This window comes from Streptomyces sp. NPDC101219 (genome assembly GCF_044767675.1).
Taxonomy (GTDB): domain Bacteria; phylum Actinomycetota; class Actinomycetes; order Streptomycetales; family Streptomycetaceae; genus Streptomyces.
This window is the reverse complement of record NZ_JBIWOK010000015.1, coordinates 53,362-76,449: the sequence shown is the minus strand read 5'-3', so window position 1 is coordinate 76,449 and position 23,088 is coordinate 53,362. Positions and strand designations below refer to the sequence as shown.

Below are 23,088 nucleotides of genomic sequence, written 5' to 3'. Positions count from 1 at the left end.
GACGGCAGGTGTGGGCGGGGGCCCGGACGTGCCGGGCCCCGACCACGGGTCGTCACGGATAGATCAATTCATGGTTCGCCATCATGGTGACGAACTTTTCAATCCTCTTGGCGCGTGTCTCGGGTTTTTTGGCGCTCTGCACGCGATACAGGATCGCGTACCGGTTCTTGCTGTTCAGGGTGGCGAAGAACTCCGCCGCCTCGGGCACTTCCAGCAGGGCGTCCTGCAGGTCGTCCGGGACGGTCATCTTGCTCTGCGAGGCGTAGGCCGCCTCCCACCGTCCGTCGGCCTTGGCGGCGTCGATCTCCCGCTGCCCGGCCGGCCGGATGCGGCCTTCCGCCGCCAGTCGTTCGACCCGTTCCCGGTTCACCTGGGACCAGGGGCTCTTCTTGGTCCGCGGAGTGAACCGCTGCTGCCAGTACAGGTCGTCGACCTTGTCGCGCTGACTGTCGATCCAGCCGAAGCAGACCGCGACGTCGAGGGCCTCGGAGTAGGTGACGCTCGGAATGCCACTGGCCTTCTTCGCGATCTTCACCCACACGCCGGCCGCGCTTTCGTGGTTCTCCTCCAGCCACTGCTCCCACTGGGCCTGATCCTCGAAAGGGATGGTTGGTTCGCTCATGCATGGATCCAATCAGAAGGCGGTGGGCTGCGGACTTTCTTCGCGGGGCCGGGGTGTCCGCACCCGGACCGGGACGTCCTGCTCCGGCCCGTGCACGGTGCCGCCCTGGACCGCGACCGCGAGGAACCCGCCGTCGGGCGCCGCCCACTGCCGGAACGTGTACCGGGCGTGCTCGTGCCCCGCGCCGAGCGAACGCAGCCGTGGCCGGCCGGTCCCCACGTCGAACTCGCAGGCCGTCATGGGGAATCGCATCCCGCTCCCGATCGCCTTCAGGTACGCCTCCTTCACCGTCCAGTAGCGCAGGAACAGTTCCTGGCGCCGCCCGGCGGGGGCCGCGTCCAACTCCCGCTGCTCCCGCGGCGACAGCACCGCCCGCGCCAGCCGGCCGAGCGGCAGCGCCCGGCCGGAGCGCTCCGCGTCCACCCCGCACCGCAGCTCCCGGGTGACCACGCAGGCCACCGTCCCGTCCGTGTGCGACAGGTTGAAGCGGAGCGACCGGCACCAGTCGGGGGCGTGCACCTCGGGGCGGCCGAGACCCGAGCGCAGGAACCGCCACTCGTGGGGACCGACCCGGGGTTCGACCTCGCTGAGGGCGTGGCGCACCAGCCCCCAGGCCGCGGTGAACAGGGACCGGTCCGACGAGCGGCGCAACGTTTCTCTGCGCCGCAACTCGGCCTCGTCCAGGGCCCACTCGACATCCGCCGGACGAAGAACGTCACCGGATCCGGCCGTCTCGGCCACCGTCCGGCACCACACGTGCGCCACCCGCCGACTGTCTCGCATCGTCGAGCACCCCCCTTCGCAGGCACATCCGAACACGGGACGAGCGGCCTGAAAACCCCCCGTACGCGCCAACCGGAGATCCCCGGCCCGCGTAACGGAACGTTCCGTTTCCGGTCATCCGGCCTGCGCCAGTGTCATGGCCGAACCCGCCCCCCGACTGCGCAATAGTGTGCAGCCGCATCCCCTCCGCCCCGTGCATGATCGGCCCCCGGGCCAGACGGACGCCGGCGCGTTCCGGCAGACGGGAGAGCCGCATGGGCGTGGGAATCAGAGCCCTCCACCCGTACGTGGGACGGATGAGCGTCGACATCAGGAGCCTCTACGAGGCGCGGGGCCACGACATGAGCCGCTTCGGCAACCTCATGATGCGCCGCAAATCGGTCAACATGCCGTTCGAGGACGCGGTGACCAACGCCGTCAACGCCGCCCTCCCGCTGGTCCGCCGCCTCACCCCCGCCGAACGCGACCGCATCGAGGCGGTTGTCGTCGCGACCGAGTCCGGCGTGGACCTCGGCAAGTCCCTCAGCACCTACGTGCACCGCTACCTCGAACTGGGCCCCCGCTGCCGCTCCTTCGAGGTCAAACAGGCCTGCTACGGAGGCACCGCGGCCCTGCACACCGCGGCCGGCATGGTGCACGCCGGCCCCTACGACGACGCGCTGGCCCTGGTCGTCGCCGCCGACGCCGCCGGGGTGCCCGCGCTCGGCGAACAGTGGGAGGGCGCCGAGGGCGCCGGAGCCGTCGCCATGCTCGTCGGCCGGGACGCCACCGCCCTGGAACTCGACCTCGGCGCCAGCGGCTGCCACACCTTCGAGGTCATGGACACCTTCCGCCCCGGCCCCGGCATCGACATCGTCAACCAGGACGTGTCCATGCTGGCCTACCTGGAATGCCTGCAGCACTCCTTCGAGGCCTACCGCGACCGCGTCGACGGCGCCGACATCGTCGACGGCTTCGCATACCTCGCCTTCCACACCCCGTTCGTCGGCATGGTCCGCGGCGCCCACCGGCGCCTGCTGCGCCAGCAGCGCACGGCAGGCCGCGACGAGGTCGACGCCGATTACGAGCGCCGGGTACGCCCCTCCATGGAGTACGGCGCCGAGGTCGGCAACATCTTCTCCGCCTCCCTCTACCTCGCCCTGTGCTCGCTCATCCGGCACGGCGACTTCACCGAACCCCGCCGCATCGGCCTGTTCTCCTACGGCTCCGGCTGCGCCTCGGAGTTCTTCAGCGGCGTCGTCCACCCCCGCGCCGTCCACGACCTCGCCTCGCTCGGGGTGGAGGAGGCCCTGGCCGCCCGCCGCCCGCTGACCGTCGCCGAGTACGACACCGTCGCCGCCGCCGGCGACCGGGCCCGGTTCGGCGTCCGCGACGCCCGCTTCGACCTGGACTCCTACGGCGAGCTGGGCAAGGAGTTCACCGGCCGCGGCCTGCTGGTGCTGGAACGCATCGACGGCTACCACCGCCAGTACGGGTGGACCTGATGACCACACACACCACCGGCCCCGCCGTCCTCACCGACCGCGACGGCCCCGTCGTCCGCCTCGTCATCAACCGGCCGCACCGGCGCAACAGCCTCACCGCCGACGACGTCGGCCTGCTGCGCGACGCCCTCGAAGCGGCGGCGGCCGACCCGCGCACCCGCGCCGTCGTCGTCGAGGGCACCGGGGGCACCCTCTGCTCCGGCATGGACCTCGCCGAGCTCTCCGCCGACCGGCAGACCAAGGGCGGCAGCGACTTCTTCGACCTGCTGCGCCGCATCACCGAGGTCCCCGTGACGGTGCTCGCCTCGGTCGACGGCCAGGTGCTCGGCGGGGGAGTCGGACTCGCCGCCGCCTGCGACCTGGTGCTCGCCACCGAACGCAGCACCTTCGCCCTGCCCGAGGCCCTGTGGGGCCTGCTGCCCTGCGCCATCCTGCCGTTCCTCATGCGCCGGGTCGGCTTCCAGCGGGCGTACGCCATGACCCTGTCGACCGCCACCGTCACCGCGTCCGACGCCCGCTCCTTCGGCCTGGTCGACGAGCTGGAGGGCACCCACGGGCAGCAGCGGCGCCGGCTCCTGGGCCGCGTCACCAAGATCGACCGGCCCACGGTCGCCGAGGCCAAGGCGTACTGCGCCCGCCTCGCCCCCCTGCCGGACACCGCCCGCGACCACGCCACAGAGGTGTTCGCGCGGCTCCTCGACTCACCCGTCGTCCGCACCCGGATCGACAACTTCGTACGCCACCAGCGGATGCCGTGGGAGGTGTAGACGCGTGCTGACGGCGCTCGCCTTCCCCGGGCAGGGCGCGCTGCGCGGACCGAAGGGCGCGGAGCTCCTCGACCGGTACCCCGACCGCGCGCGGCAGGCCGAGGACATCCTCGGCCACGCCCTGCGCCCCGTCCTCACCGCGCAGTCCGGCACCCCCTGGCGGCACCTGACCCGGACCCAGCCGACCCTGTTCGTCCTCACCCACCTCGCCGCGCTCGACGAGCCCGAACCCGCCTACCTGGCCGGGCACAGCATGGGCGAACTGACCGCGCTCTGCCACGCCGGCAGCATCGACTTCGCCACCGGCCTCCGGCTCGTCCTCCTGCGCGCCCGGCTGATCTCCGAGTGTCCCGTCCCGGGCGGCATGCTGGCGGTCACCGGACTCGGCACCGACGCACTGACCGCCGTCCTGGCCACCGAGGGTTTCACCGACCTCGACCTCGCCAACCTCAACGCCCCCGACCAGACCGTCCTGTCCGGCCCGACCGGCTCGCTGCGCGCCCTCGCCGCCGTCGTACGCCGCGGCGGTACCGGCCGGGCCACCCTCATCGACGCCCCGAACCCCGGCCACTCCCGCTACATGGCCACGGCCGCCGCCGGATTCGCCGAGGCGCTCGCCCAGGTGCCCTTCCGCGCCCCCCGCATCCCCGTCGTCTCCAACGTGACCGCCCGGCCGCACCGGCCGGAACGCCTCGCCGAACTGCTCGCCCAGCACCTGTACCGGCCCGTGCGCTGGTCCGAGAGCATGACCTACCTCAGCGGGGCCGGAGTGACCCGGCTGCGCCAGGCCGGATCCGGCGGGCTGCTGCCCAAGCTGTGGACGGCCTGTACCGCGCGGGACGTCACCCCCGTGCGCTGACCGACGCTCAGGAGTGAGCGGGGCCCGCCCCGTCCCGCCGCTAGCTTCGGCTCCGGACACCGGCCGTCGGACGACAGGGGTGAACGTGGTGCACGACGCGAAGGTTCAGATGGTCCTCCTCTCGGCGGCGGACGAGGAACGGCTCGTGCGCCTGGCCCGGCTCTACCGGGACCACCTCGACGACACGCGGGACACCGCAGGGGCCCCTGCTCTCGCCGACCTCGCCTTCACGACCCAGACCGGGCGGGTGCCGCTCGGCCACCGGCTCGCCGTCCTGTGCGGCAGCCTCGCCGAGCTGCGCACCGCCCTGGACGACGTGGTCCACGGCCGCCCGGCGGCCGCGGCCCGCCGCTCGGTCGTCGCCCACCTCGCCACCTCGCACACCGCCGACCCGGCTCCCGTGTCCGACGCCCAGGAGGCGCTGGCGGTGTGGCTGTCGGGCGGCCACGTGGACTGGCGCGGCCTGTGGCCCGCCCCCCGGCGGAAAGTGGCCCTGCCCGCCTACCCGTTCGACGACCTCGACGACCCGCCCGGCACCTCTCAGGACCGGGGGAGCACGTGGGAGCCGGCCGCCTCGGACGACCGGGGCAGCATGGGGGAGCCGGCCGCCTCGGACGACCGGGGCAGCATGGGGGAGCCGGCCGCCTCGGACGACCGGGGCAGCATGGGGGAGCCCACGGCCTCGGACACTCCGCGGGATGCCGTGCCGGACCCGTACTCACCCCGGGGCGCGGACACCGCCCCGTCCGCGCCCGAGGCACCCCGGACACCGCGCGGCGCGGCCCCCGCCGACGGCGGCTGGGCGACGGAGTACCTGCGCCGGGTGTTCGCGGAGACCGCCCAACTCGCCGTCGAGGACGTCCGCGCCGACGTCCCGCTGGAGGACTTCGGGCTCAGCTCGTTCCTCATCACCCGGCTGAACTCCCGGCTGGAGGAGGACCTGGGGGAGCGCAGCCGCACCCTCTTCTTCCAGCACGGCACCCTCGCCGACGTCGCCGAGGCCCTGGCCGCCCGGCACCCCGCACCGCCCGCGGCCGGCACACCCGGCGAAGCGGCGCCCGGGCCGGAGCCCGCCCCGGCCGCAGCACCCCGTGCCACGGCGCCCACCCCCGCCGCCACCCCGGCGCCCACCGTCCCGGCACGCGACCGCGCCGAGCCGCTGGCCGTGGTCGGGATCGCGGGCCGCTTCCCGGGAGCCGCCTCCCTGACCGAGTTCTGGGACCTGCTGCGCACCGGAACCTGCGCCGTCGGACCCGTCCCGCAGGACCGCCTGCGGCCGGGCTGGCCCACCTCCCTCATGCACGGCGGCTACCTCGCCGACGTGGACCGCTTCGACCCGCTGCTCCTCGGCATCACCCCCCGGCACGCCGCACTCATGGACCCGCAGGAACGGCTGTGCCTGGAAGTGGTCTGGGAGGCCCTCGACGACGCCGGATACCCCGCGGCCCGGCTGCGCGCCGCCCACGATTCCCGGGTCGGCGTCTACGTCGGCTCCATGTACAACGAGTACCCCTACTTCGGGGTGGAGCAGAGCCTGCTCGGCCCGCCCGCCGACAGCGGCTCCACCGTCGCCGGGATCGCCAACCGCGTGTCGTACGCCTTCGACCTGCACGGCCCCAGCATGACCGTGGACACCATGTGCTCCGCGTCGCTGGTCGCCCTGCACCTCGCGGCCCGCGCCCTGCGGGCGGGGGAGTGCGAGGCCGCCGTGGTCGCCGCGACCAACCTGTCGCTGCACCCCAACAAGTTCCGCCAGATCGACCGGCTCGGCGGCGCCTCCGGCGACCACCTGTGCCGCAGCTTCGGCCGCGGCGGCGACGGCATGGTGCCCGCCGAGGCCGTCTGCGCGCTCCTCCTCAAACCGCTGTCCGCCGCCGAGGCCGCCGGCGACCGGGTCCACGCCCTCGTGTCCGGCACCGCCGTCATCAACGCCGGCCGCACCAACGGCTGGATCGTGCCCAGCCCCACCGCCCAGGCCGAGGTGGTCCGCCAGGCGCTGGCGGACGCCGGCCTGGACCCGTCGGACATCGGCTACCTGGAGGCGCACGGCGCCGGAACGGCCCTCGGCGACCCGATCGAGGCCGACGGCCTGCACCGGATCTTCGCCGGGGACGACCGCGGCCGCGGCACCCTGCCGATCGGCTCCGTGAAGTCCAACATCGGGCACGCCGAGGCATCGGCCGGGCTGGCCGGAGCGGCCAAGGTGGTGCTGCAGTTCGCGCACCGCACGCTCGTCCCCTCCCTGCACGCCGACGAACTCAACCCCGACATCGACTGGGAGCACTCCCCGCTGCGCGTCCAGCGCACGCTCCAGCCCTGGGACACGCCCGGCAGCGCACCCCGCCGGGCCGGGGTCAGCTCCTTCGGCGCGGGCGGCACCCTCGCGCACGTCGTCCTGGAGGAACCGCCCGCCCATCTCGCCCCCGACGCCCCCGCGGACCCCACACCGCCCGCCCCCACGCCGGTCCTGCTCTCCGCCTACGACAGGGACCGGCTGCGCGAGGTCGTCACCCGGCTGCTGGCCCACCTGCGCGACCACCCGGCCACCGACCTGGCCGACCTCGCCTTCACCCTCGCCGAAGGACGCCACCACCTGCGGGAGCGGGCCGCGCTGGTGGTCCGCGGAGTCGGCGAACTGGCCGACCGGCTGCGCCGCCACCTCGCCGGCGACCCGGCCGCCGGCGTCCACCGCGGCCGGGCACCCTCGGACCGGACCCGCGCCGAACCCCTGGCCGCCGGCGACCCGGAGGAGCTCGCCCGCCAGTGGGTCACCGGCCGTCCGGTCCGTATCGCACCGCCCACCGGACGGCGCCCGCGGATCGTGCCGCTGCCCGCCTACCCGTTCGCCCGCATGCGCTGCTGGCTGCCCGAGCCGGCCGACCGGCCCGACATCCCGGCCGCCTCGGCACCCCCCGTACCCGAGTCGTCCCACCGGCCTGCCACGCGTGCCGTTTCCGCGTCCTTCGAGTCCGAGACGTCCCGTCGGCCCGCCCCGCCTGCCGCTTTCGTGGCCCCGGATCCCGAGCCGGCCCACCGGCCCGCCACCCCGGCCGTCTCCGCACCGCCCGTACCCGAGTCGTCCCACCGGCCCGCCTCGCCTGCCGATTCCGCACCCCCCGTACCCGAGTCGTCCCACTGGCCCGCGACTCCTGCCACCCCCGCCGCCTCCGCGTCCTCCGAGCCCGTCCCGGCCGGGCCGGACGCCGCCGCCGGGCTGCCGCTGTACCGCAGGACCTGGCATGCCGCCGGTGCCGTCACCGCGCCCGCCGGCCCGCCCGGCGCCCTGGTGTGCGTCTACGGACCCGGCAGCGCCGCGCTCGCCCGTGCCGTCGTCGCCCGGGCCGGTGCCGGCCAGGTGTTCCTCATCCGGGAGGATGCGGCGGCCGGCGAGGCGCACGCCACCCTGTCCGGCACCTCCGGCACCTCGGGCGCCGAGCTCGCCGACCGGGCCCTCGCCGCTCACCCCGACCTCACCGCCGTCCTCGACCTCGCCGACGTCGACCGGGCCACCGACGACCCCGGACCCTGGCAGGAACGCCTCGCCCTGCTCCAGCGGTTCGCCGCCACCGGCCCCGGGCGCCGCGCGGCCGGCCGGACCCGGCCGCTGCACGTCCTGCACGCCACCCGCGGACGGCGCACCGTAGGCGCGGAGCCGGGACCGCGCAGCGGCGCCGGGGCACGGCTGGCCGGCTTCGTCCGGTTCCTGGGGGCCGAGAGCAACCACCTCACCGGCATCACCGTCGACCTCGACCCGGCCGGCGGCACGCCCTCGGCCCAGGCCGGAGAACTGCTGGCCGCGCTCCCCGGGAACCCCTACGGCGAAGTGGTCCACCGCGCCGGCCAGGCATACCTCCCCCGGCTCACCCCCCTCACCGGCACGCGGCCCAAGGCCCCCCGCCTCGACCACTACGGCACCTACCTGCTCACCGGTGCCACCCGCGGCATCGGCGCCCGGGTCGCCCGCCACCTCGTGGACCGCGGGGCCCGCCACCTCGCGCTGCTGGGCGCCCGCTCCCTGCCGCCGGACGACCGGTGGGACGCCCCCGGCCTGGACGCGGCCTCCCGGGCGGCCGTGGAGACCGTCCGCGCCCTGGAGGCGGCCGGGGCCCGCGTGCACGTCCACCGCGGGTCCCTGCTGGACGCCGCCGGTCTCGGGGCGTTCCTCGACCAGGTCCGCGAGGAGAGCGGACCCGTGCGGGGCGCCGTGCACTGCGCCGCCGTCACCCCGCCCGTGGGAGCCTTCGCCGCACGGCAACGGGCCGACATCCAGCGGGTGTTCGAGCCTAAGGCGGAGGCGCTGGAAGTCCTCTACGAGCTGTGCCTGCCCGACCGGCCCGACTTCCTGCTCGCCTTCTCGTCCCTGTCCGCCGTGGTGCCGCCCGTCGCCGGGGGAGTGCTGGAGTACGCCGCGGCCAACAGCTTCGTCGACGACTTCACCGCACGGCACGCCCCGGACACCCCCTGGCTGCACTCCGTCGCCTGGCCGATGTGGCGAGACAGCGGGGCCCGCCCCGGTGCGGGCAACCCCGGGGCGCGCTTCGGTCTCGACGCGGCCGGGGACGAGGAGGCGCTGCATGCCCTCGACCACGTCGTCACCGCCCTGCCCGGCGGCCCGGTGGTGGCCCTGCGCCCCCTGCACGCCGCCGACCCGACGGCGCTGCTCCGCCTGCCCGGCGCGACGGCCGCGGAGCCCGCCGCCGCACCGGCCGCCGCCGGGCCCGCGCTCCCCGACCGCGCCGCCACGCCCGTCGCGGCACCTGCGCCCGCGCCCTCGGGGCCGGCCGGGCAGCGTCCCGTCCCCGGCTGGCTGGCCGACATCTTCGCCGGCGTCGTCGGGATCCCGGCCGCCGACTTCGATCCCACCGCCGAATTCGCCGAACTGGGCGTGGAGTCGGTGATGCTCGGCGAACTCCTGGACGCCATCGAGCAGCACGTGGGCCGGGCCCTCGACCCGACACTCCTGGTCGAACACAGCACCCTGCGCACGCTCGCCGACCGGCTGCACGCCCTGCTGCCGGAAGTGGCCGCGGCCGACCGGACGGAGCCGTCCGACGCGCCCACCACGGACGACGGTTCCGGCTCCGCTACGGCGCCGCCCGGGTCCGACGGCGCACCCGCCGTCACCGTCACGCCCTCCACCGCCGCAGCCACGCCGCACAACACCTCCCACCAGCAGCCGACGGTCCCGCAGGACGCCCCGGCGGCCCGGACGCCCGCCGCCCCGCGCCTGCCCGCGCCCGAACCCGACCGGGACACCATCGCCGTGATCGGCATGGCGTGCCGGCTGCCCGGGGCGCCGGACGTGGCCACGTTCTGGCGCAACCTGGCGGCGGGCCACCTCGCCGTCGGTGAGGTGCCGCCCGAGCGCTGGGACGCCTCCCGCTTCCACCGGCCCACCCCGCAGCCCGGCCGCACCGTCGGCAAGTGGGGCGGATTCGTCGACGGCATCGAGGAGTTCGACGCGGGCCACTTCGGGCTCACCGACGAGCAGGCCCGCTGTCTCGACCCCACCATCAGGCTGTTCCTGGAGACCACCGCCGACTGTCTGCGCGACGCCGGACTGGAAGGCCCCGAACTCGCCGGACGGGACGTGGGCCTGTTCGCCGGGGCCCGCGGCACGGACTACGCGGCGCGTGGCGGCATACGGGCCGAAGTCCCCGAGTCGGACCCGAACTTCGTCGCCTCGCACGTCGGCCAGCACTTCGATCTGCGCGGCCCGCACCTCGTCGTGGACAGCGCCTGCTCCTCGTCCCTGGTGGCCGTCCACCTGGCCTGCCAGAGCCTGCGCAGCGGGGAGAGCGAGGCGGCGATCGCCGGAGGCAGCAGCGTACTGCTGGACGAGAGCCCGTACCTGGAGTTCTCGGCCGCGGGCGCGCTGTCGCCCACCGGCCGCTGTGCCGCCTTCGACCGGCGTGCCGACGGCTTCGTCCCGGGGGAGGGCAGCGTCGTGCTGCTGCTCAAGCCGCTGCACGCGGCCCTGCGCGACGGCGACCCGGTGCACGGCGTCATCGAGGGCTCCGCCGTCACCAACGACGGCCGCACCATGGGCCTCACCACTCCGAACCCGGCCGCCCAGGCCGCCGCGGTCCGGCGGGCGCTGCGCGACGCCGGACGCAAGCCCGCCGAGGTCGGCATGATCGAGGCGCACGGCACCGGCACCGCGATCGGTGACCCGCTGGAGTTCCGGGCCCTGCGCACCGTCTTCGACGAGGACCGTGACCACCGCGACGGCCCCTGCCTGCTCGGCTCGGTCAAGACGAACGTGGGCCACCTCCTGCACGCGGCCGGGGCGGCCGGTCTGCTGAAGGCGCTGCTCGCCGTGCGGCACGGCACGGTGCCGCCCACCCTGCACTGTGAGACGCCCAACCCCCGCCTGGACCTGGACGATTCGCCGTTCGCCCTGGCCGCCGAGGCCCGGGACTGGCCGCTGCCCGGCAGGCCCCGGGTGGCCGGGGTGAGTTCCTTCGGCTTCGGCGGCACCAACGCGCACGTCGTGGTCGCCGAGGCCCCGCCCGCCCAGCTGGATGCGGCCGGTGAACGCCGCAGGAGCAGGCCGCCGATCGCCTTCGACCGGCGACGGCTGTGGCTGGACCGGCCCGGCGGCCCGTCGGCTTCCGATGGCCCGTCGGCCTCCGGCGGCCCGTCGGCCCCCGATGGCCCGTCCGCCTCCGATGGCCCGTCGGCCGACGGGCCGGTGTCACGGCCCGCGCTGCGTCTGGCTTTCCGGTGATCAAACCCCTGACCGACCCCGGGTGGACGTTATGAGACATCTCTCGGCGGACACGGTCCGAAGGCCGTGAAATCCGTACGGCCGTCCGGTGCGGAAGGTATCGTCCCACGCCAGTGCCACGCCCCGGATCCGGCGGCGCCGGGCGGCCGTTGAACCACCGGCCGGCCGCTTGCAGCACCACGGAAGAAGCTCATCGGTGAGCCGTGCGGGGAGATCCGCGGGCTCGGAACAGGAAGGGGGACGGGGGACCGGGCCCGCACGGGCCGGGCTCTCGACAGCCCATGACGACGTCGAACCCGCCGGTCTCCTCCGGGCCGGAACTGAGCAAGCGGCAGATCAACCGCGCCGTCATCGGCGTGATGACCGGCCTGCTGCTGTCCGCGCTGGACCAGACCGTGGTGAGCACGGCCCTGCCCAGCATCGTCAGTGACGTGGGCGGCCTGGAGAACCTGGCCTGGGTGATCACCGCCTACCTGCTGACCTCGATGGCGAGCACCCCCGTCTGGGGCAAGGTCTCCGACCAGTTCGGGCGCCGCATCGTGTTCGTCGTGGCGACGAGCGTCTTCATCGTGGGCTCGGCGCTGTGCGGGATCTCCCAGGAGATCACCCAGCTGATCGCCGCCCGCGCGGTGCAGGGCCTCGGCGCCGGAGCGCTGTACGCGCTCGCCCTGTCGGTGATCGCCGACGTGGTCCCGGTCCGGGACCGGGGCCGCTACCAGGGCATGGTCGCCGGGGTGTTCGGCATCGCCACCCTCGCCGGCCCCCTGGTCGGCGGCGGTCTCGTCGACGCGATCGGCTGGCGGTGGATCTTCCTGATCAACGTGCCGCTGGGCCTGCTCTCCCTCGTCATCACCGCCTCCGCCCTGCGCGGTATCACCGCCGAGCGCCGCAGCCGTACCGTGGACTACCTCGGCGCCACCCTGGTCATCGCCGCCACCACTCCGCTGCTGCTCTACCTGTCCTGGGCCGGCGGCGAGCGCGGGTGGACCGATCCGCTGTCGCTCGGCCTGGTGGCCGTGACCGTCGTGCTGAGCGTGGCGCTGGTGCTGGTGGAGCGGCGGGCCGCCGAACCCGTGGTGCCCATGGTGCTGTTCAAGCTGCGGCTGTTCTCCCTCGGCTCGGCCTACAGCATGATCGCCGGTCTCGCCCTGTTCACGGGTGTGGTGTTCCTGCCCGTGTACTTCCAGGCCGTGAAGGGCATGTCGCCGTTCACCGCGGGACTCGCCGTCGTCCCCACCATGATGGGCGTCGGCTTCGCCTCCATCCACGCGGGCAACCGGATGAGCGCCACGGGCCGTTTCAAGGTCTTCCCCGTGGCCGGCGCCGTCCTGCTGGTGGTCACCATGCTGCCGCTGGGCTTCATCCGCGCGGACACCCCGAGCTGGCTGATCATCCTGCTCGGCTTCGTCTTCGGCATCGGCGCGGGCTTCACCCTCCAGCCGGTCATCACCGCCGTCCAGGGCGTGGTGGCCCCGGCGGACATCGGTGCGGCGACCGCCGCGGTCAGCTTCTTCCAGCGGCTCGGCTCCGCCGTCGGCGTGGCGCTTCTCGGCGCCGTCCTCAACAGCCGGTTCGCCGCACTGCTGGAGGACCGGGCCGGGCCGGGCAGTGGCCTCGACGAGGCGTCCCTGGGCAGCATCGACGCCATCAGGGGGCTGGCCCGGGAGCAACGGGACGTCGTCGTCGGCGCGTACGGCGAGGCGCTCGCCGCGGTGTTCCTGACCGTCGTGCCGTTCGCCGTGCTCGCGCTCGTCCTGTCCCTGCTGATGCCCGAGTCCACCCCGCCCGAGGGCGGGCCCGCCCAGGACGCATCGGAGAAGGAAAAGGCCCTCGACGAAGAACGCTGAAGAACGCTGAGGGGCGTCTGCGCAAAACTGTGCGTCGCCGCGATCCCCGTTCCTTCTAGGGTCGGCACATCCGATCCGACGAAGAGCGGAGGTCGCGGTGACCGACATGATGAGGCCGGCCCGCCATCAGGTCGACCGGCCTGAAAGCGAACTGCTGCACTCGGGCAATGCGGGATTCATCATCTCGCGTTACGCGCATTTCAAGCCGGGACATGAACAAGAGGGCCTGAATTTCGTGGCCGAGGTCCTCAAGCACATGAACAAGGCCGACCTCAACGGCATGACGTTCTTCTTCTTCCAGAAGGCGTTCGGCGACCAGGCCAAGCACCACTGGTTCATCAACATGAAGAGCCCGGCCGACTACGCGGCCAGCCTGGAGATGGTCGACCACGACGAGACCACCAAGATCCTGCTCAACGACGACGTGGTCGCCGACGACCGAGGCTTCGGCAGCTGGGGCAACGCGGTCGTGCAGGGCAGCATCACCGAGCACATCCTGGTGCCCCAGCACGGCCTGGACTACGGCGAGGACGACCAGCACGAGGCGTGGGTGCCCGAGGCGTGGCGGCAGACCTCGGTGCCGCCGGAGGAGCAGCTCAACTCCGCCAACGCCCCGCTGATGGTGCACCGCGTCGCCCAGGCCCGGTACCCCATGCGCAAGGAGGCCCGCTACTACGCCTTCGCCTGGCAGAACTACGTCAACGAGAACCTGCGCGGCAAGGTGACCTCCTACCTGTACGAGGAGACCTTCGGCGCGATGGACCGGCTGCACATGCTGATCCACCTCTCCTCGTACGAGGCGTGGGAGGAGCTGCGCAACCTGCCCGACCGCGACCCGAAGTTCCGCAAGCTGGTCGAACGGCAGATGATCTCCCCGGAGAAGGGCGGCGGCACCGGCGCGGACGCGTTCGTGCCCGGCGGAGTCACCGACACCCTCCTCGTCCCCCGTCAGCTCTGACGCCGTGCGCGCGTTGCTCTTCGCCGGGCAGGGCAGCCAGCGCCGGGGCATGGGCGCCGACGTGTTCGACGCCTTCCCCGACCACTGCGCCCTCGCCGACGACATCCTCGGTTACTCGGTCCGGGACCTGTGCCTGTGCGACGACGGCGACCGGCTGCGGCTCACCCGGTACGCGCAGCCGGCCCTGTTCACCGTCCACGCGCTGACCTACCTGGCGCAGCGCGCCGAGCGGGGCGAGCCCGACGTGGTCGCCGGGCACAGCCTCGGCGAACTCAACGCGCTCATGGCGGCCGGGGTCCTGGACTTCGCCACCGGACTGCGGCTGGTCGCCGAACGCGGCCGGCTGATGGGCGAGGCCGACGGCGGCGCCATGGCCGCCGTCGTCGGCGCCGGCCTCACCGAGGTGGAAGGACTCCTCGCGGACGCCGGCCGCGAGGACGTCGAGATCGCCAACGACAACGCGCCGACGCAGGTGGTGATCTCCGGCTCGCCCGAGGGCGTGTCGGCGGTCACCCGCCTGCTCACCACCGCCCTCCCGGCGGTGCGGTGCGTGCCGCTGCCGGTGAGCGCCGCCTTCCACTCCCGTGACATGGCCTCGGCGGCCCGGCGGTTCGCGGACACGCTGGCCCGGGTGGAGCTCGCGCCCCCGCGCCTGCCCGTGATCGCCAACGTGACGGCCCGGCCGTACCCCCGGGACACGCCGGTCGCCGACCTGCTCGGCCGGCAGATCCGCTCGCGGGTCCGCTGGTCGGAGACCATGGCCCACCTGCTGGACGCCGGGGTGGACGAGGTGTGGGAGATCGGCCGCGGCCGGATTCTCACCGGTTTCTGGCAGGAGGCCCGTGCGGTGCGCCGCGGACACGCGTCGGCATCCGCATCCGGCGTCCCGTACGCGGCCGGCTCGGGACGGGGACCGGCAGCCCGCACGGGGGAGGCGCCCACGGCCGTACCCGCTCCGTCGGCAGCTGATCCGGAGCCGTCCGCTCCCGGGCCGCCGGCCCGCGCGGCCGGTTACGCGGGTGCCGCGCCCGGGTCGCGGGCAGCCTCCGCCGCACCGGCGATCCCGGCGACGAAGGCTGCCCCGGGGCTCCCCGCCACGGCCGCCGCACCGGGCTCTCCCGCCGGGGCCGTCGGTGCGGCTGCCGCCGCGCCGTCCGACAGCGGACACGTGGCCGCCCGCCCCGGCACGGTGCTCGGCTCCGCCCGGTTCCGGGAGGTCTACCGCACCCGGCACGCCTACGTGGCCGGATCCATGTACCAGGGCATCGCCTCCACCGACCTGGTGGTGCGGATGGCGCAGCACGGACTGTTCGGCTTCTTCGGCGCCGGCGGTCTGTCCCTCGCCCGGATCGGCGCAGCGCTCGACGACATCGAACGGAGGCTGCCGCCCGGCGCCGCCTACGGCATGAACCTCCTGCACGACATGGCCGACCCGGAACTGGAGCGGGCCACCGTGGAGCTGTTCCTGCGACGCGGCGTGCGCCATGTGGAGGCCGCCGCGTTCACCCGGGTCACCGCCCCGCTGGTGCTGTTCCGCGCCAAGGGCGCCCACCGCGACGCGGCCGGCACCCCGGTGGCGGCCCGTCAGGTGCTCGCCAAGGTGTCCCGCCCCGAGGTGGCCCGTCAGTTCCTCGCCCCGCCCGCCCCCGAACTTCTCGCCGCCCTGGTCGCCGAGGGCGCCCTGACCCGCGACGAGGCGGCCGTCGCCGCCGAGTTGCCGGTCGCCTCCGATCTGTGCGTGGAGTCCGACTCGGGCGGCCACACCGACCAGGGCGTCGCCCTCGCGCTCGTCCCCACCCTGCGCCGGCTGCGGGACCGGGCCGGCCGGGACACGGGCGGGGAGCCGGTGCGGGTCGGCGCGGCGGGCGGGATCGGCACCCCGGAGGCCGCGGCGGCCTGCTTCCTGCTCGGCGCCGACTTCGTCCTCACCGGCAGCGTCAACCAGTGCAGCCCGCAGGCCGGCACCTCCGACGCGGTCAAGGACCTGCTCGCCGGGCTCGACGTGCAGGACGTCGCCTACGCCCCCGCCGGGGACCTGTTCGAGATCGGCTCCCGGGTCCAGGTGGTCCGCCGGGGCACCATGTTCCCCGCCCGCGCCAACCAGCTCCACGACCTCTACCGGCGGCACGACGGCCTGGAGGACATCGACGCCCGCACCCTCTCCACCCTCGAACGCACCTGCTTCCGCCGCCCGGTGGCCGAGGTGTGGGAGGACGTCGTGCGGCACTACCGGGACACCGGGCGCCCGCAGATCGCCCGTGACGCCGCACGCGACCCGCGGCGCAGGATGGCCCTCGTCTTCCGCTGGTACTTCGCCGCGTCGACCCGGGCGGCCCTCGACGGCGCCAAGGACGACACCGCCAACTACCAGATCCACTGCGGCCCCGCCATGGGCGCCTTCAACCGGCTGGTCGAGGGCACCGCCCTCGAATCCTGGCGGCGGCGCGACGTCGACGCCATCGCCGACCTGCTGATGACCGGCGCGGCGGACGTACTGGCCGGGGCCGGGGCCGGGGCCCGCACCGCGTCCCGCCCGCCCTCCTGAACACACCCGGACACACCCGGAAGCCCTCGAACGCCCCTGAACGCTCCGGAACGCTCCTGAACGAAGGGAAGTACCCGATGGACGACGCCCTGCCCACCACGACGACCGCCCAGCACCAGGTGCGCACACCGCCGGACAAGACCCTCGACACCGCTTCCGCCGAGGTCGTCCTGTGGCGCACCGCGCAGATCCGGGCCGGTCACGGTCCGCGCGCCCGCGCCGCGACCCGCGCCCTGACGGAGAGCTTCAACGAGCAGCACGAGGGCGTCGCGACCGCGCTCAGCTACGAGGACGCCTTCGGCACCCGGGGACGGCTGCACTGGCTGGTCCACCTGCGCTCGATGAGCGACTACACCGCCCTGACCCAGCGTGGTGCCGACCGGGGGAGCGGAGTCCTCGGCCTCGCGTCCGGCGAGGACGACGGCTGGGAGGAGCTGTTCGAGGCGGGCAGCGTACGGGAGACCGTCCTGCTGCCGCACCGCTGGGGCATCTTCGGCACCGCCACCGAGGCCATGATGAAGGCGGACGTCGACCCGGTGGAGGAGGTGAACGGCCGGGGCCGGTTCCGGCTGCTGCCGGCCGCCCGGCAGACCTCGCTGCCGGTGGAGTCCCTGGTCACCAGCGCCTCGTCGGGGCTTCTCATGCACCGCACGGCCCAGGCGGCGCACGGCTACCGTGCCGAGGCGCGGGTCCTGGCCCGGACCCTCGCGGAGACCTACAACCTCAACGCGCGGGGCCGCACCACGGTGCTGCTGTTCGAGGAGGCGTTCGGGCAGATGGACCGCCTGCACTTCTTCATCCACATGGCCGACGTGGAGGCCTACCAGGAGCTGATGGCCCTCGACGCCAGCCCGGACCCCAACGCCCCCCGGGCGTCCTACATCCAGGAGTGGATCTCGCCGGAGCGCGGCGGCGGCACCTGGGACAAGATCATCCTCCAGGGGTCGACCCGCGACAGCCTCCTCGCGCCGCGGATCTTCGCCTGACCGTCTCCCGGTCCACCGGGCCCGCGGGCCCGGCCACCGCGTCCCCCGGCCCGGCCCGTGCCGTCGGCCGGGGGACACGGCCGTCAGACGCCGGTCAGGCCATCGTGGTGATGCAGAAGGGGTAGCCGGCCGGGTCCAGCAGGACCGTCCACTTCCCCTGGCCCGGCTGCTCCTCGGGCTTGGTGGCACCGAGCGCCAGCAACTCCGCCTCGGCCTTCTCCAGGTCCGGGACGCTGAAGTCGAGGTGCACGCGGTTCCCGGCCTCCGGCCAGGACGGGGGCTCGAACCCCTCGATCCTGACGAAGCCCATCCGCATGCCGTTCTGGCCGGCGAGATAGGCCGCCGACTCACTGCTGAAGATCTTCTGCCAGCCGGTCGTCCTCGCGTAGAACTCCGCGAGCGATTCGGGGTCGGAACAACTTAAGGTGACGGCCCCGGGCTCGGCAATCGCTGTCATCGATCCACCTCTCGGTCTTTCGGTGAGTGCTTCTCAACGGGTTTTCCCGCACGCAGTCTTGCATATCGACGGATGCGGAACGGGCCGCACCACGATGTGCCGGGTGTCGCCGAACAGGCAGCCCACAATTGAGCATTCGGCGTCCGGTTCCCGCCCTACCGTCGTCTCATGAGCGAGAATCTGGAACCTATGCCCGAGGACTGGGAGAACGCTCTCGTCCTGGCCGCCCACCCCGACGACGTCGAGTTCGGATCGGCCGGAGCGGTCGCCGTCTGGACCCGCAAAGGACACGCCGTCTCCTATCTCCTGGCCACCCGGGGCGAGGCCGGCATCGACGGCGTGCCGCCCGCCGACGCGGCCCCGGTCCGCGAGGCCGAACAGCGCGAGGCGGCCGGCCGGGTCGGCGTCCGCGACGTCGACTTCCTCGACCACCCCGACGGCGCGGTCCGCGCGGACGAACGGCTGCGCGCCGATCTGGTGGCCGCCCTGCGCCGCCGGCGCCCGCAGCTCGTCGTCGTCTTCAACCACCACGAGCGGACCGGCACCGGCCGCTGGAACGCCCCCGACCACCGGGAGTTCGGCCGCTGCGCGCTGGACGCCGTGGCCGACGCCGGGAACCGCTGGATCCTCCCGGAGGCCGGCGCACCCTGGTCGGTGAAGTACCTCGCCGTCGCCAACTCCCCGGCGCCCACCCACGCCGTCGACATCTCCACCGGCCTGGACGCCGCCGTCGGCTCCCTGGAAGCCCACGCGACCTACCTCGAGGGCCTGGGCTACACCCGGGAAGCAGTACGCCCCGCCGTGGCGGGGCAGGCGCAGGCGACCGGCGCCCGCTTCGGCGGGGTGCCCGCGGTGGCCTTCGAACTGATCCCCTGCTGACCGGGACCGCCGCGGGGCCACCGCGGACTCCGCGGCGGGTCAGGCCGGCTTCTCGGCCACCGTCAGCCAGCACGACCACGCCTGCCGGCGCACCCGCTGCGGATCCGGCAGCGCCCGCAACTGCGCCAGGATCGGCTCCACCACCTGCGCCGCCCGCTCCGGGGACAGCCGCTGCAGGAACGGCACCTGCCGGTCGGTGATCAGCGCGATGAAGGTCTCCGGGTTCATCCCGCTCTCGTACTCCGGCCGCATGCCCTGCTCGCACAGCCGCAGCCCGGCCGCGCCCACCGCCTCGCGCACCGCGTCCGGCGCGTCGGGGCGGTCCGGCTGCCGCGCCTGCACCTGACGCAGGATCAGCACCAGGTCGTCGGCCTCCGACACCGGGTCGCCGTGGCGCACCACGACCCGGCCGCCGGGCCGCAGCACCCGCGCCGCCTCCGCCAGTGCGCCCGTCATGTCCGGCATCAGGTGCAGGGCGTGCACGTAGACCACGTTGTCCTGCGAGGCGTCGTCGAAGGGCAGCGCCATGCCGTCGCCGACGGTGAGTTCACCGTCGAAGCGGGTCGCGGCGACGTCCAGCATCGGCTGCGAGACGTCCACCCCGCGCACGGTGTGCCCGAGGGCCGCCAGCCCGGCCGCCACCACGCCGGTGCCCACCCCGACCTCCAGCACGGAGCCGGGCGCCAGGTGCGGGGAGATCGTGGCCGCGGTCATGTGGCCGCGCCCCTCGCCCCCGCGGGCGGCATCGTAGGTGGCGGCCAGCTTGTCGAACTTCACGGACTGGTTCATCGCGTCACTCCCACGCGGTTCGGTTCGTGGACGGGTTCATCGCGTCCTCCCAAGGGATCGGTTCGTGGACGGGGGTCATCGGTTGCTCCAGGGCGCACCGGTTCGCGGACGGGGGTCATCGCGTCGCCCCCGCGCTGACGGCTGCGTGGCCGGGGCCCGCCCGGCCGCCGGCCTCGGCCCACCGGACCTCCCCGGTGGTGCGGGTGGCGGGCGGGGCCGCCGTCGGACCGTCGAGGAAGGCACGGCACACGTCCGCGACCACCTCCGGGCGTTCGAGGAGGCTGTAGTGCGTCGCCCCCGCGAGCACCCCGTGCCGGCCCGCCAGCCACGGGGCCAGCGCGGCGGGGGGTTCGGGCGCCGCCACCCGGTCCAGCTCGCCCGCCAGCGACAGCAGGGGCGGTGACCCCGGGGCCGGCTCCGGGAGCGGCCGCCGCCACAGCCCGTCGAGCGTCCGGCTGTAGCGCACCAGCGCGTCGGCGTCCCGGAACGGGTGGCGCAGCACCGCCTCCAGGCCCGGCGGCACACGGGCGAGCGCCTCCACGGCGGCGAGGTGCTCGTCGGCGGGCAGCGGGGCGGTCCCGCCCGCGCCGGTGAGCATCCGCAGCGCGCGCCCGGCCCGCTGGGGCCGCGCGGCCACGGACGCGCACACCGTGGCCAGGTTGCGCTCGTAGGCGGAGGCGGGGTCGGTGGCCGTGCGCGGATACGAGCCGTGCAGCAGCACCCCGGCCCGGACCGCGCCGGGGCGGCGGTGCGCGTACTCCACCGCCAACTGGGCGCCCGAGCACCAGCCGACGACGTCGCAGGACCGCACCCCCTCGGCGGCCAGCACCGCGTCCACGGCGTCCAGCCGCCGCTCCGCCGGCCCGGGCGGACCGGCGGCGTCCTCCGCGTCCCACATGACCACCCGCCGGCCCGGCAACAGCCGCTCGGCGAGCGGATACCAGACCTCGTCGGTGTGGCCGAGGGCGGTCAGCAGCACCACGAGCGGTCCCTGCCCGCCCGCCCGGTAGCGGACGCGCGACCCCGCGGCCCGCGCCTCCCGGCGGTCCATGACCCCGGCCAGCCGGGCCGCCCGCGCGGACCGGACCGCGGTCCGCCGGTCCATCCGCCGCCGCCACCCGGCCCAGTCGTCCCCGCCCTCCCCGCCCTCCCCGTCCTCCCTGTTCTCCCTCTCCTCCCGGCGGCCGTCCGTCCCGTCGGGGCCGGTGCGGCGCAGGTCCAGCAGGCGGTCGACGGCCGTGAACTCCTCCCGGTCCGCCGCCCGCAGCGTCGCACCGAAGGCGGCACGCACCGCCTCCTCGGCCCCCGCGGGCGGACCGGCCGCCCGCAACGGGCGGCCGGCGAAGTAGTCGGGCGCCTTCCGGGTCACCTCCGTGAACGTCCGGTGCACGGCGGACAGGAACGCCTCCAGCGTCTCGGGCATGCCAGGGTCCTCCCCCTCCTCGGCCGCCCTCCGAGCATGATCGGGCGCCCGCACGGGTGCCGCTCAGTAGTGAGCGGCACCCCGCGCCGCGCGCCGGTTCGCTGTGGGGGTCACCGAGTGGAAGGGCGTCGCGGAATGGTCGCGTACGAGACACTGGAACAGATCCTGCGTGCCCAGCTGCCCGCGCTGGAGCACGAACCCGAAGTGCCCAAGGACCTGCCCCTGGCCGCCGTCGGACTCGACTCGGTCGCCACGGTCGTGCTGATGGACACCCTTGAGGACATCCTCGGCGTGACCTTCCCCGACCACACGATCGCCCCCGCCACCTTCCGCACACCGGGCTCGCTGTGGGCGGTCCTGGACGAGCTGGCGAACGGCTGACGGACGATGGGCGCCGACGGCGGTCCCCTGCTGGACCAGTGGTTCGACCGGGGCCGCGCCCTCGCCCCCGACGGCCCCGCCCTGTGCGCGGGCGGACGGACCCTCACCTACGACGCGCTGGACCGCGAGGTGTCCGCGCTCGCCGGCCCGCTCGCCGCCGACGGCCGCCGCCGCGTCGGCATCCTCGCGGCCCGCGGCGTCACTGCCTGCGCCGGGTTCCTGGCCGCGCTGCGCGCCGGTGCCTGCGCGGTGCCCCTGGCGCCCGACGCACCCCCGGACCGGCTGGCCGCCGTGGCCGCGGCCGCCCGGCTCGACGCGGTCGTCGCGGACGCCTCCGGCGCCGCCGGCCTGAGCACCCTGCTCCCCCTGCTCGGCCCCGGCGCGGTCCTCACTCCCGACCTGCCCGACCCGCCGGGGGGCGCCCCGTTCCGCCGGCCCGGCCCGCCCGGACCCGTCCACGCACCCGCCCGGCACCCGGACGACCTCGCCTACCTGATGTTCACCTCCGGCAGCACCGGCACACCCAAGGGCGTGCCCGTCCGGCACCGCAACGTCAGCGCCTTCGTCGGCGCCGCCCTCGACCGGCACGCCTTCGGACCCGGCGACCGCTTCAGCCAGATCCACGAGCTCACCTTCGACCTGTCGATGAGCGAACTGTTCCTCGCCTGGGGCTCCGGCGCGTGCCTGCACGTCCTCAACCGCCTCCAGGCCCTGGCACCCGCCCGGCTGTCCGGCCGCCGCATCACCGTCTGGCACGCCACCCCCAGCCTGGCCGCCTCACTGCGCATCGCCGGACGGCTCAGCCCCGGCTCCCTGCCCGACATCAGGACGACGCTCTTCTGCGGCGAGCCCCTCACCACCGGCATCGCCCGCGCCTGGCAGGCGGCGGCGCCCGCCTCCGTCATCGACAACCTCTACGGCCCGACCGAGGCCGCCGTCGCCTGCACGGGGCACCTCTGGGACGCCGCCGACGAGGCGCCGGACGACGCGGCCGTGCCGATCGGCAGGCCCTTCCCCGGCGTGCACGCCCTCGTCGTCGACGAGGACGGAACCCCCGCGGACACCGGCGAACTCTGCCTGCGGGGCGCCCAGGTGTTCTCCGGCTACCTGGACCCGGCCGAGGACGAGGGCCGGTTCCTCGACCACGCGGGACGGCGCTGGTACCGCACCGGCGACCGGGTGCGCCGCGGCCCCGGCGGCGGCCTGGTCCACCTCGGCCGGGCCGACAGCCAGGTCAAGGTCCAGGGCTACCGCGTGGAGCTGGGGGAGGTCGCCGCGGCCCTGCGCGCCGCCGCCCCCGGCGCCGAGGTGGCCGTCCTCACCGTCGGCGCCGCCACCGGCCCGCAGCTCGTCGCCTGCCTGATGGGCGGGGAGCCCGTCACCCAGGCCGAGGTGCTCGGCCGGGCCGCCCGCCGCCTGCCCGCCTACATGATGCCCCGGCTGCTGTGGTGGGTGCCGGCGCCCGTCCTCAACGCCAACGGCAAGGTCGATCGCCCATACCTGCGCCGGGTCGCCGAACGGCGGCTGGCGTCCCTGCAGTCGTCGTGACACCGGTCCGCTCAGTTCTGAGCGGGCACC

At 74.7% G+C, this 23,088-nt stretch carries 16 protein-coding genes; 11 read left to right on the top strand and 5 right to left on the bottom strand.

Features of this window, described 5'->3' with window-relative positions; all coding sequences use genetic code 11:
* Window positions 1-52: 52 nt before the first annotated feature.
* Together ACIRPP_RS26105 and ACIRPP_RS26100 are read right to left on the bottom strand one after the other, a co-directional pair.
* Window positions 53-622, bottom strand: coding sequence for a YdeI family protein (locus tag ACIRPP_RS26105; RefSeq protein ID WP_164333065.1), 570 nt, complete (start codon window positions 620-622; stop codon window positions 53-55).
* Window positions 623-634: 12 nt separating this feature from the next.
* Window positions 635-1,405 carry a 4'-phosphopantetheinyl transferase family protein gene (locus ACIRPP_RS26100; protein ID WP_403647386.1) on the bottom strand — a complete coding sequence of 257 codons (771 nt, stop codon included), beginning with the start codon at window positions 1,403-1,405 and terminating at the stop codon, window positions 635-637.
* Between the two features lie 197 nt (window positions 1,406-1,602).
* On the opposite strand from ACIRPP_RS26100, the gene ACIRPP_RS26095 reads away from it, so the two are divergent.
* The 8 genes from ACIRPP_RS26095 to ACIRPP_RS26060 all read left to right on the top strand — a co-directional run bounded on the left by ACIRPP_RS26095 (window position 1,603) and on the right by ACIRPP_RS26060 (window position 17,581).
* Window positions 1,603-2,889, top strand: a complete 1,287-nt coding sequence (locus tag ACIRPP_RS26095) for a hydroxymethylglutaryl-CoA synthase family protein (RefSeq protein ID WP_403647383.1) — start codon at window positions 1,603-1,605, stop codon at window positions 2,887-2,889.
* The gene (locus ACIRPP_RS26090; protein WP_403647380.1) at window positions 2,889-3,656 is read left to right on the top strand and encodes an enoyl-CoA hydratase/isomerase family protein; all 768 of its coding nucleotides are present in this window, start codon (window positions 2,889-2,891) and stop codon (window positions 3,654-3,656) included. The genes ACIRPP_RS26095 and ACIRPP_RS26090 overlap by 1 nt, the downstream gene beginning before the upstream one ends.
* Window positions 3,657-3,660: 4 nt before the next feature.
* Window positions 3,661-4,515 carry an ACP S-malonyltransferase gene (locus tag ACIRPP_RS26085; RefSeq protein ID WP_403647377.1) on the top strand — a complete coding sequence of 285 codons (855 nt, stop codon included), beginning with the start codon at window positions 3,661-3,663 and terminating at the stop codon, window positions 4,513-4,515.
* An 88-nt stretch (window positions 4,516-4,603) separates the two neighbouring features.
* Entirely contained in the window at window positions 4,604-11,245 is a 6,642-nt protein-coding gene (locus ACIRPP_RS26080; protein WP_403647374.1) for a beta-ketoacyl synthase N-terminal-like domain-containing protein, read from the top strand.
* Window positions 11,246-11,526: 281 nt separating this feature from the next.
* Window positions 11,527-13,092 (top strand): MDR family MFS transporter, encoded by a 1,566-nt coding sequence (locus ACIRPP_RS26075; RefSeq protein ID WP_403647372.1) that lies wholly within the window; start codon window positions 11,527-11,529, stop codon window positions 13,090-13,092.
* Between the two features lie 106 nt (window positions 13,093-13,198).
* Window positions 13,199-14,050 carry a DUF6039 family protein gene (locus tag ACIRPP_RS26070; protein WP_403647593.1) on the top strand — a complete coding sequence of 284 codons (852 nt, stop codon included), beginning with the start codon at window positions 13,199-13,201 and terminating at the stop codon, window positions 14,048-14,050.
* A gap of 4 nt (window positions 14,051-14,054) precedes the next feature.
* Window positions 14,055-16,595: an ACP S-malonyltransferase gene (gene fabD / locus ACIRPP_RS26065; protein WP_403647369.1), complete on the top strand. Its 2,541-nt coding sequence runs from the start codon at window positions 14,055-14,057 to the stop codon at window positions 16,593-16,595.
* A 77-nt stretch (window positions 16,596-16,672) separates the two neighbouring features.
* Entirely contained in the window at window positions 16,673-17,581 is a 909-nt protein-coding gene (locus ACIRPP_RS26060) for a DUF6039 family protein (protein WP_403647366.1), read from the top strand.
* Between the two features lie 94 nt (window positions 17,582-17,675).
* On the opposite strand, the gene ACIRPP_RS26055 is transcribed toward ACIRPP_RS26060, so the two are convergent.
* The gene (locus ACIRPP_RS26055) at window positions 17,676-18,038 is read right to left on the bottom strand and encodes a VOC family protein (protein ID WP_164337228.1); all 363 of its coding nucleotides are present in this window, start codon (window positions 18,036-18,038) and stop codon (window positions 17,676-17,678) included.
* A 168-nt stretch (window positions 18,039-18,206) separates the two neighbouring features.
* Here ACIRPP_RS26055 and ACIRPP_RS26050 point away from each other — a divergent pair, with 168 nt between their 5' ends.
* Window positions 18,207-18,917, top strand: a complete 711-nt coding sequence (locus ACIRPP_RS26050; protein WP_403647362.1) for a PIG-L deacetylase family protein — start codon at window positions 18,207-18,209, stop codon at window positions 18,915-18,917.
* A gap of 39 nt (window positions 18,918-18,956) precedes the next feature.
* Here the strand turns inward: ACIRPP_RS26050 and ACIRPP_RS26045 are convergent, their stop codons facing one another.
* Window positions 18,957-19,706, bottom strand: coding sequence for a class I SAM-dependent methyltransferase (locus ACIRPP_RS26045; RefSeq protein ID WP_403647359.1), 750 nt, complete (start codon window positions 19,704-19,706; stop codon window positions 18,957-18,959).
* 115 nt (window positions 19,707-19,821) lie between these two features.
* The gene (locus ACIRPP_RS26040; protein ID WP_403647357.1) at window positions 19,822-21,129 is read right to left on the bottom strand and encodes an alpha/beta fold hydrolase; all 1,308 of its coding nucleotides are present in this window, start codon (window positions 21,127-21,129) and stop codon (window positions 19,822-19,824) included.
* A gap of 135 nt (window positions 21,130-21,264) precedes the next feature.
* On the opposite strand from ACIRPP_RS26040, the gene ACIRPP_RS26035 reads away from it, so the two are divergent.
* Both ACIRPP_RS26035 and ACIRPP_RS26030 read left to right on the top strand, forming a co-directional pair.
* Complete coding sequence (locus tag ACIRPP_RS26035) at window positions 21,265-21,510, top strand: phosphopantetheine-binding protein (RefSeq protein WP_403647354.1); 246 nt, start codon at window positions 21,265-21,267, stop codon at window positions 21,508-21,510.
* Window positions 21,511-21,516: 6 nt separating this feature from the next.
* Entirely contained in the window at window positions 21,517-23,058 is a 1,542-nt protein-coding gene (locus ACIRPP_RS26030; protein ID WP_403647351.1) for an amino acid adenylation domain-containing protein, read from the top strand.
* Window positions 23,059-23,088 lie beyond the last annotated feature (30 nt).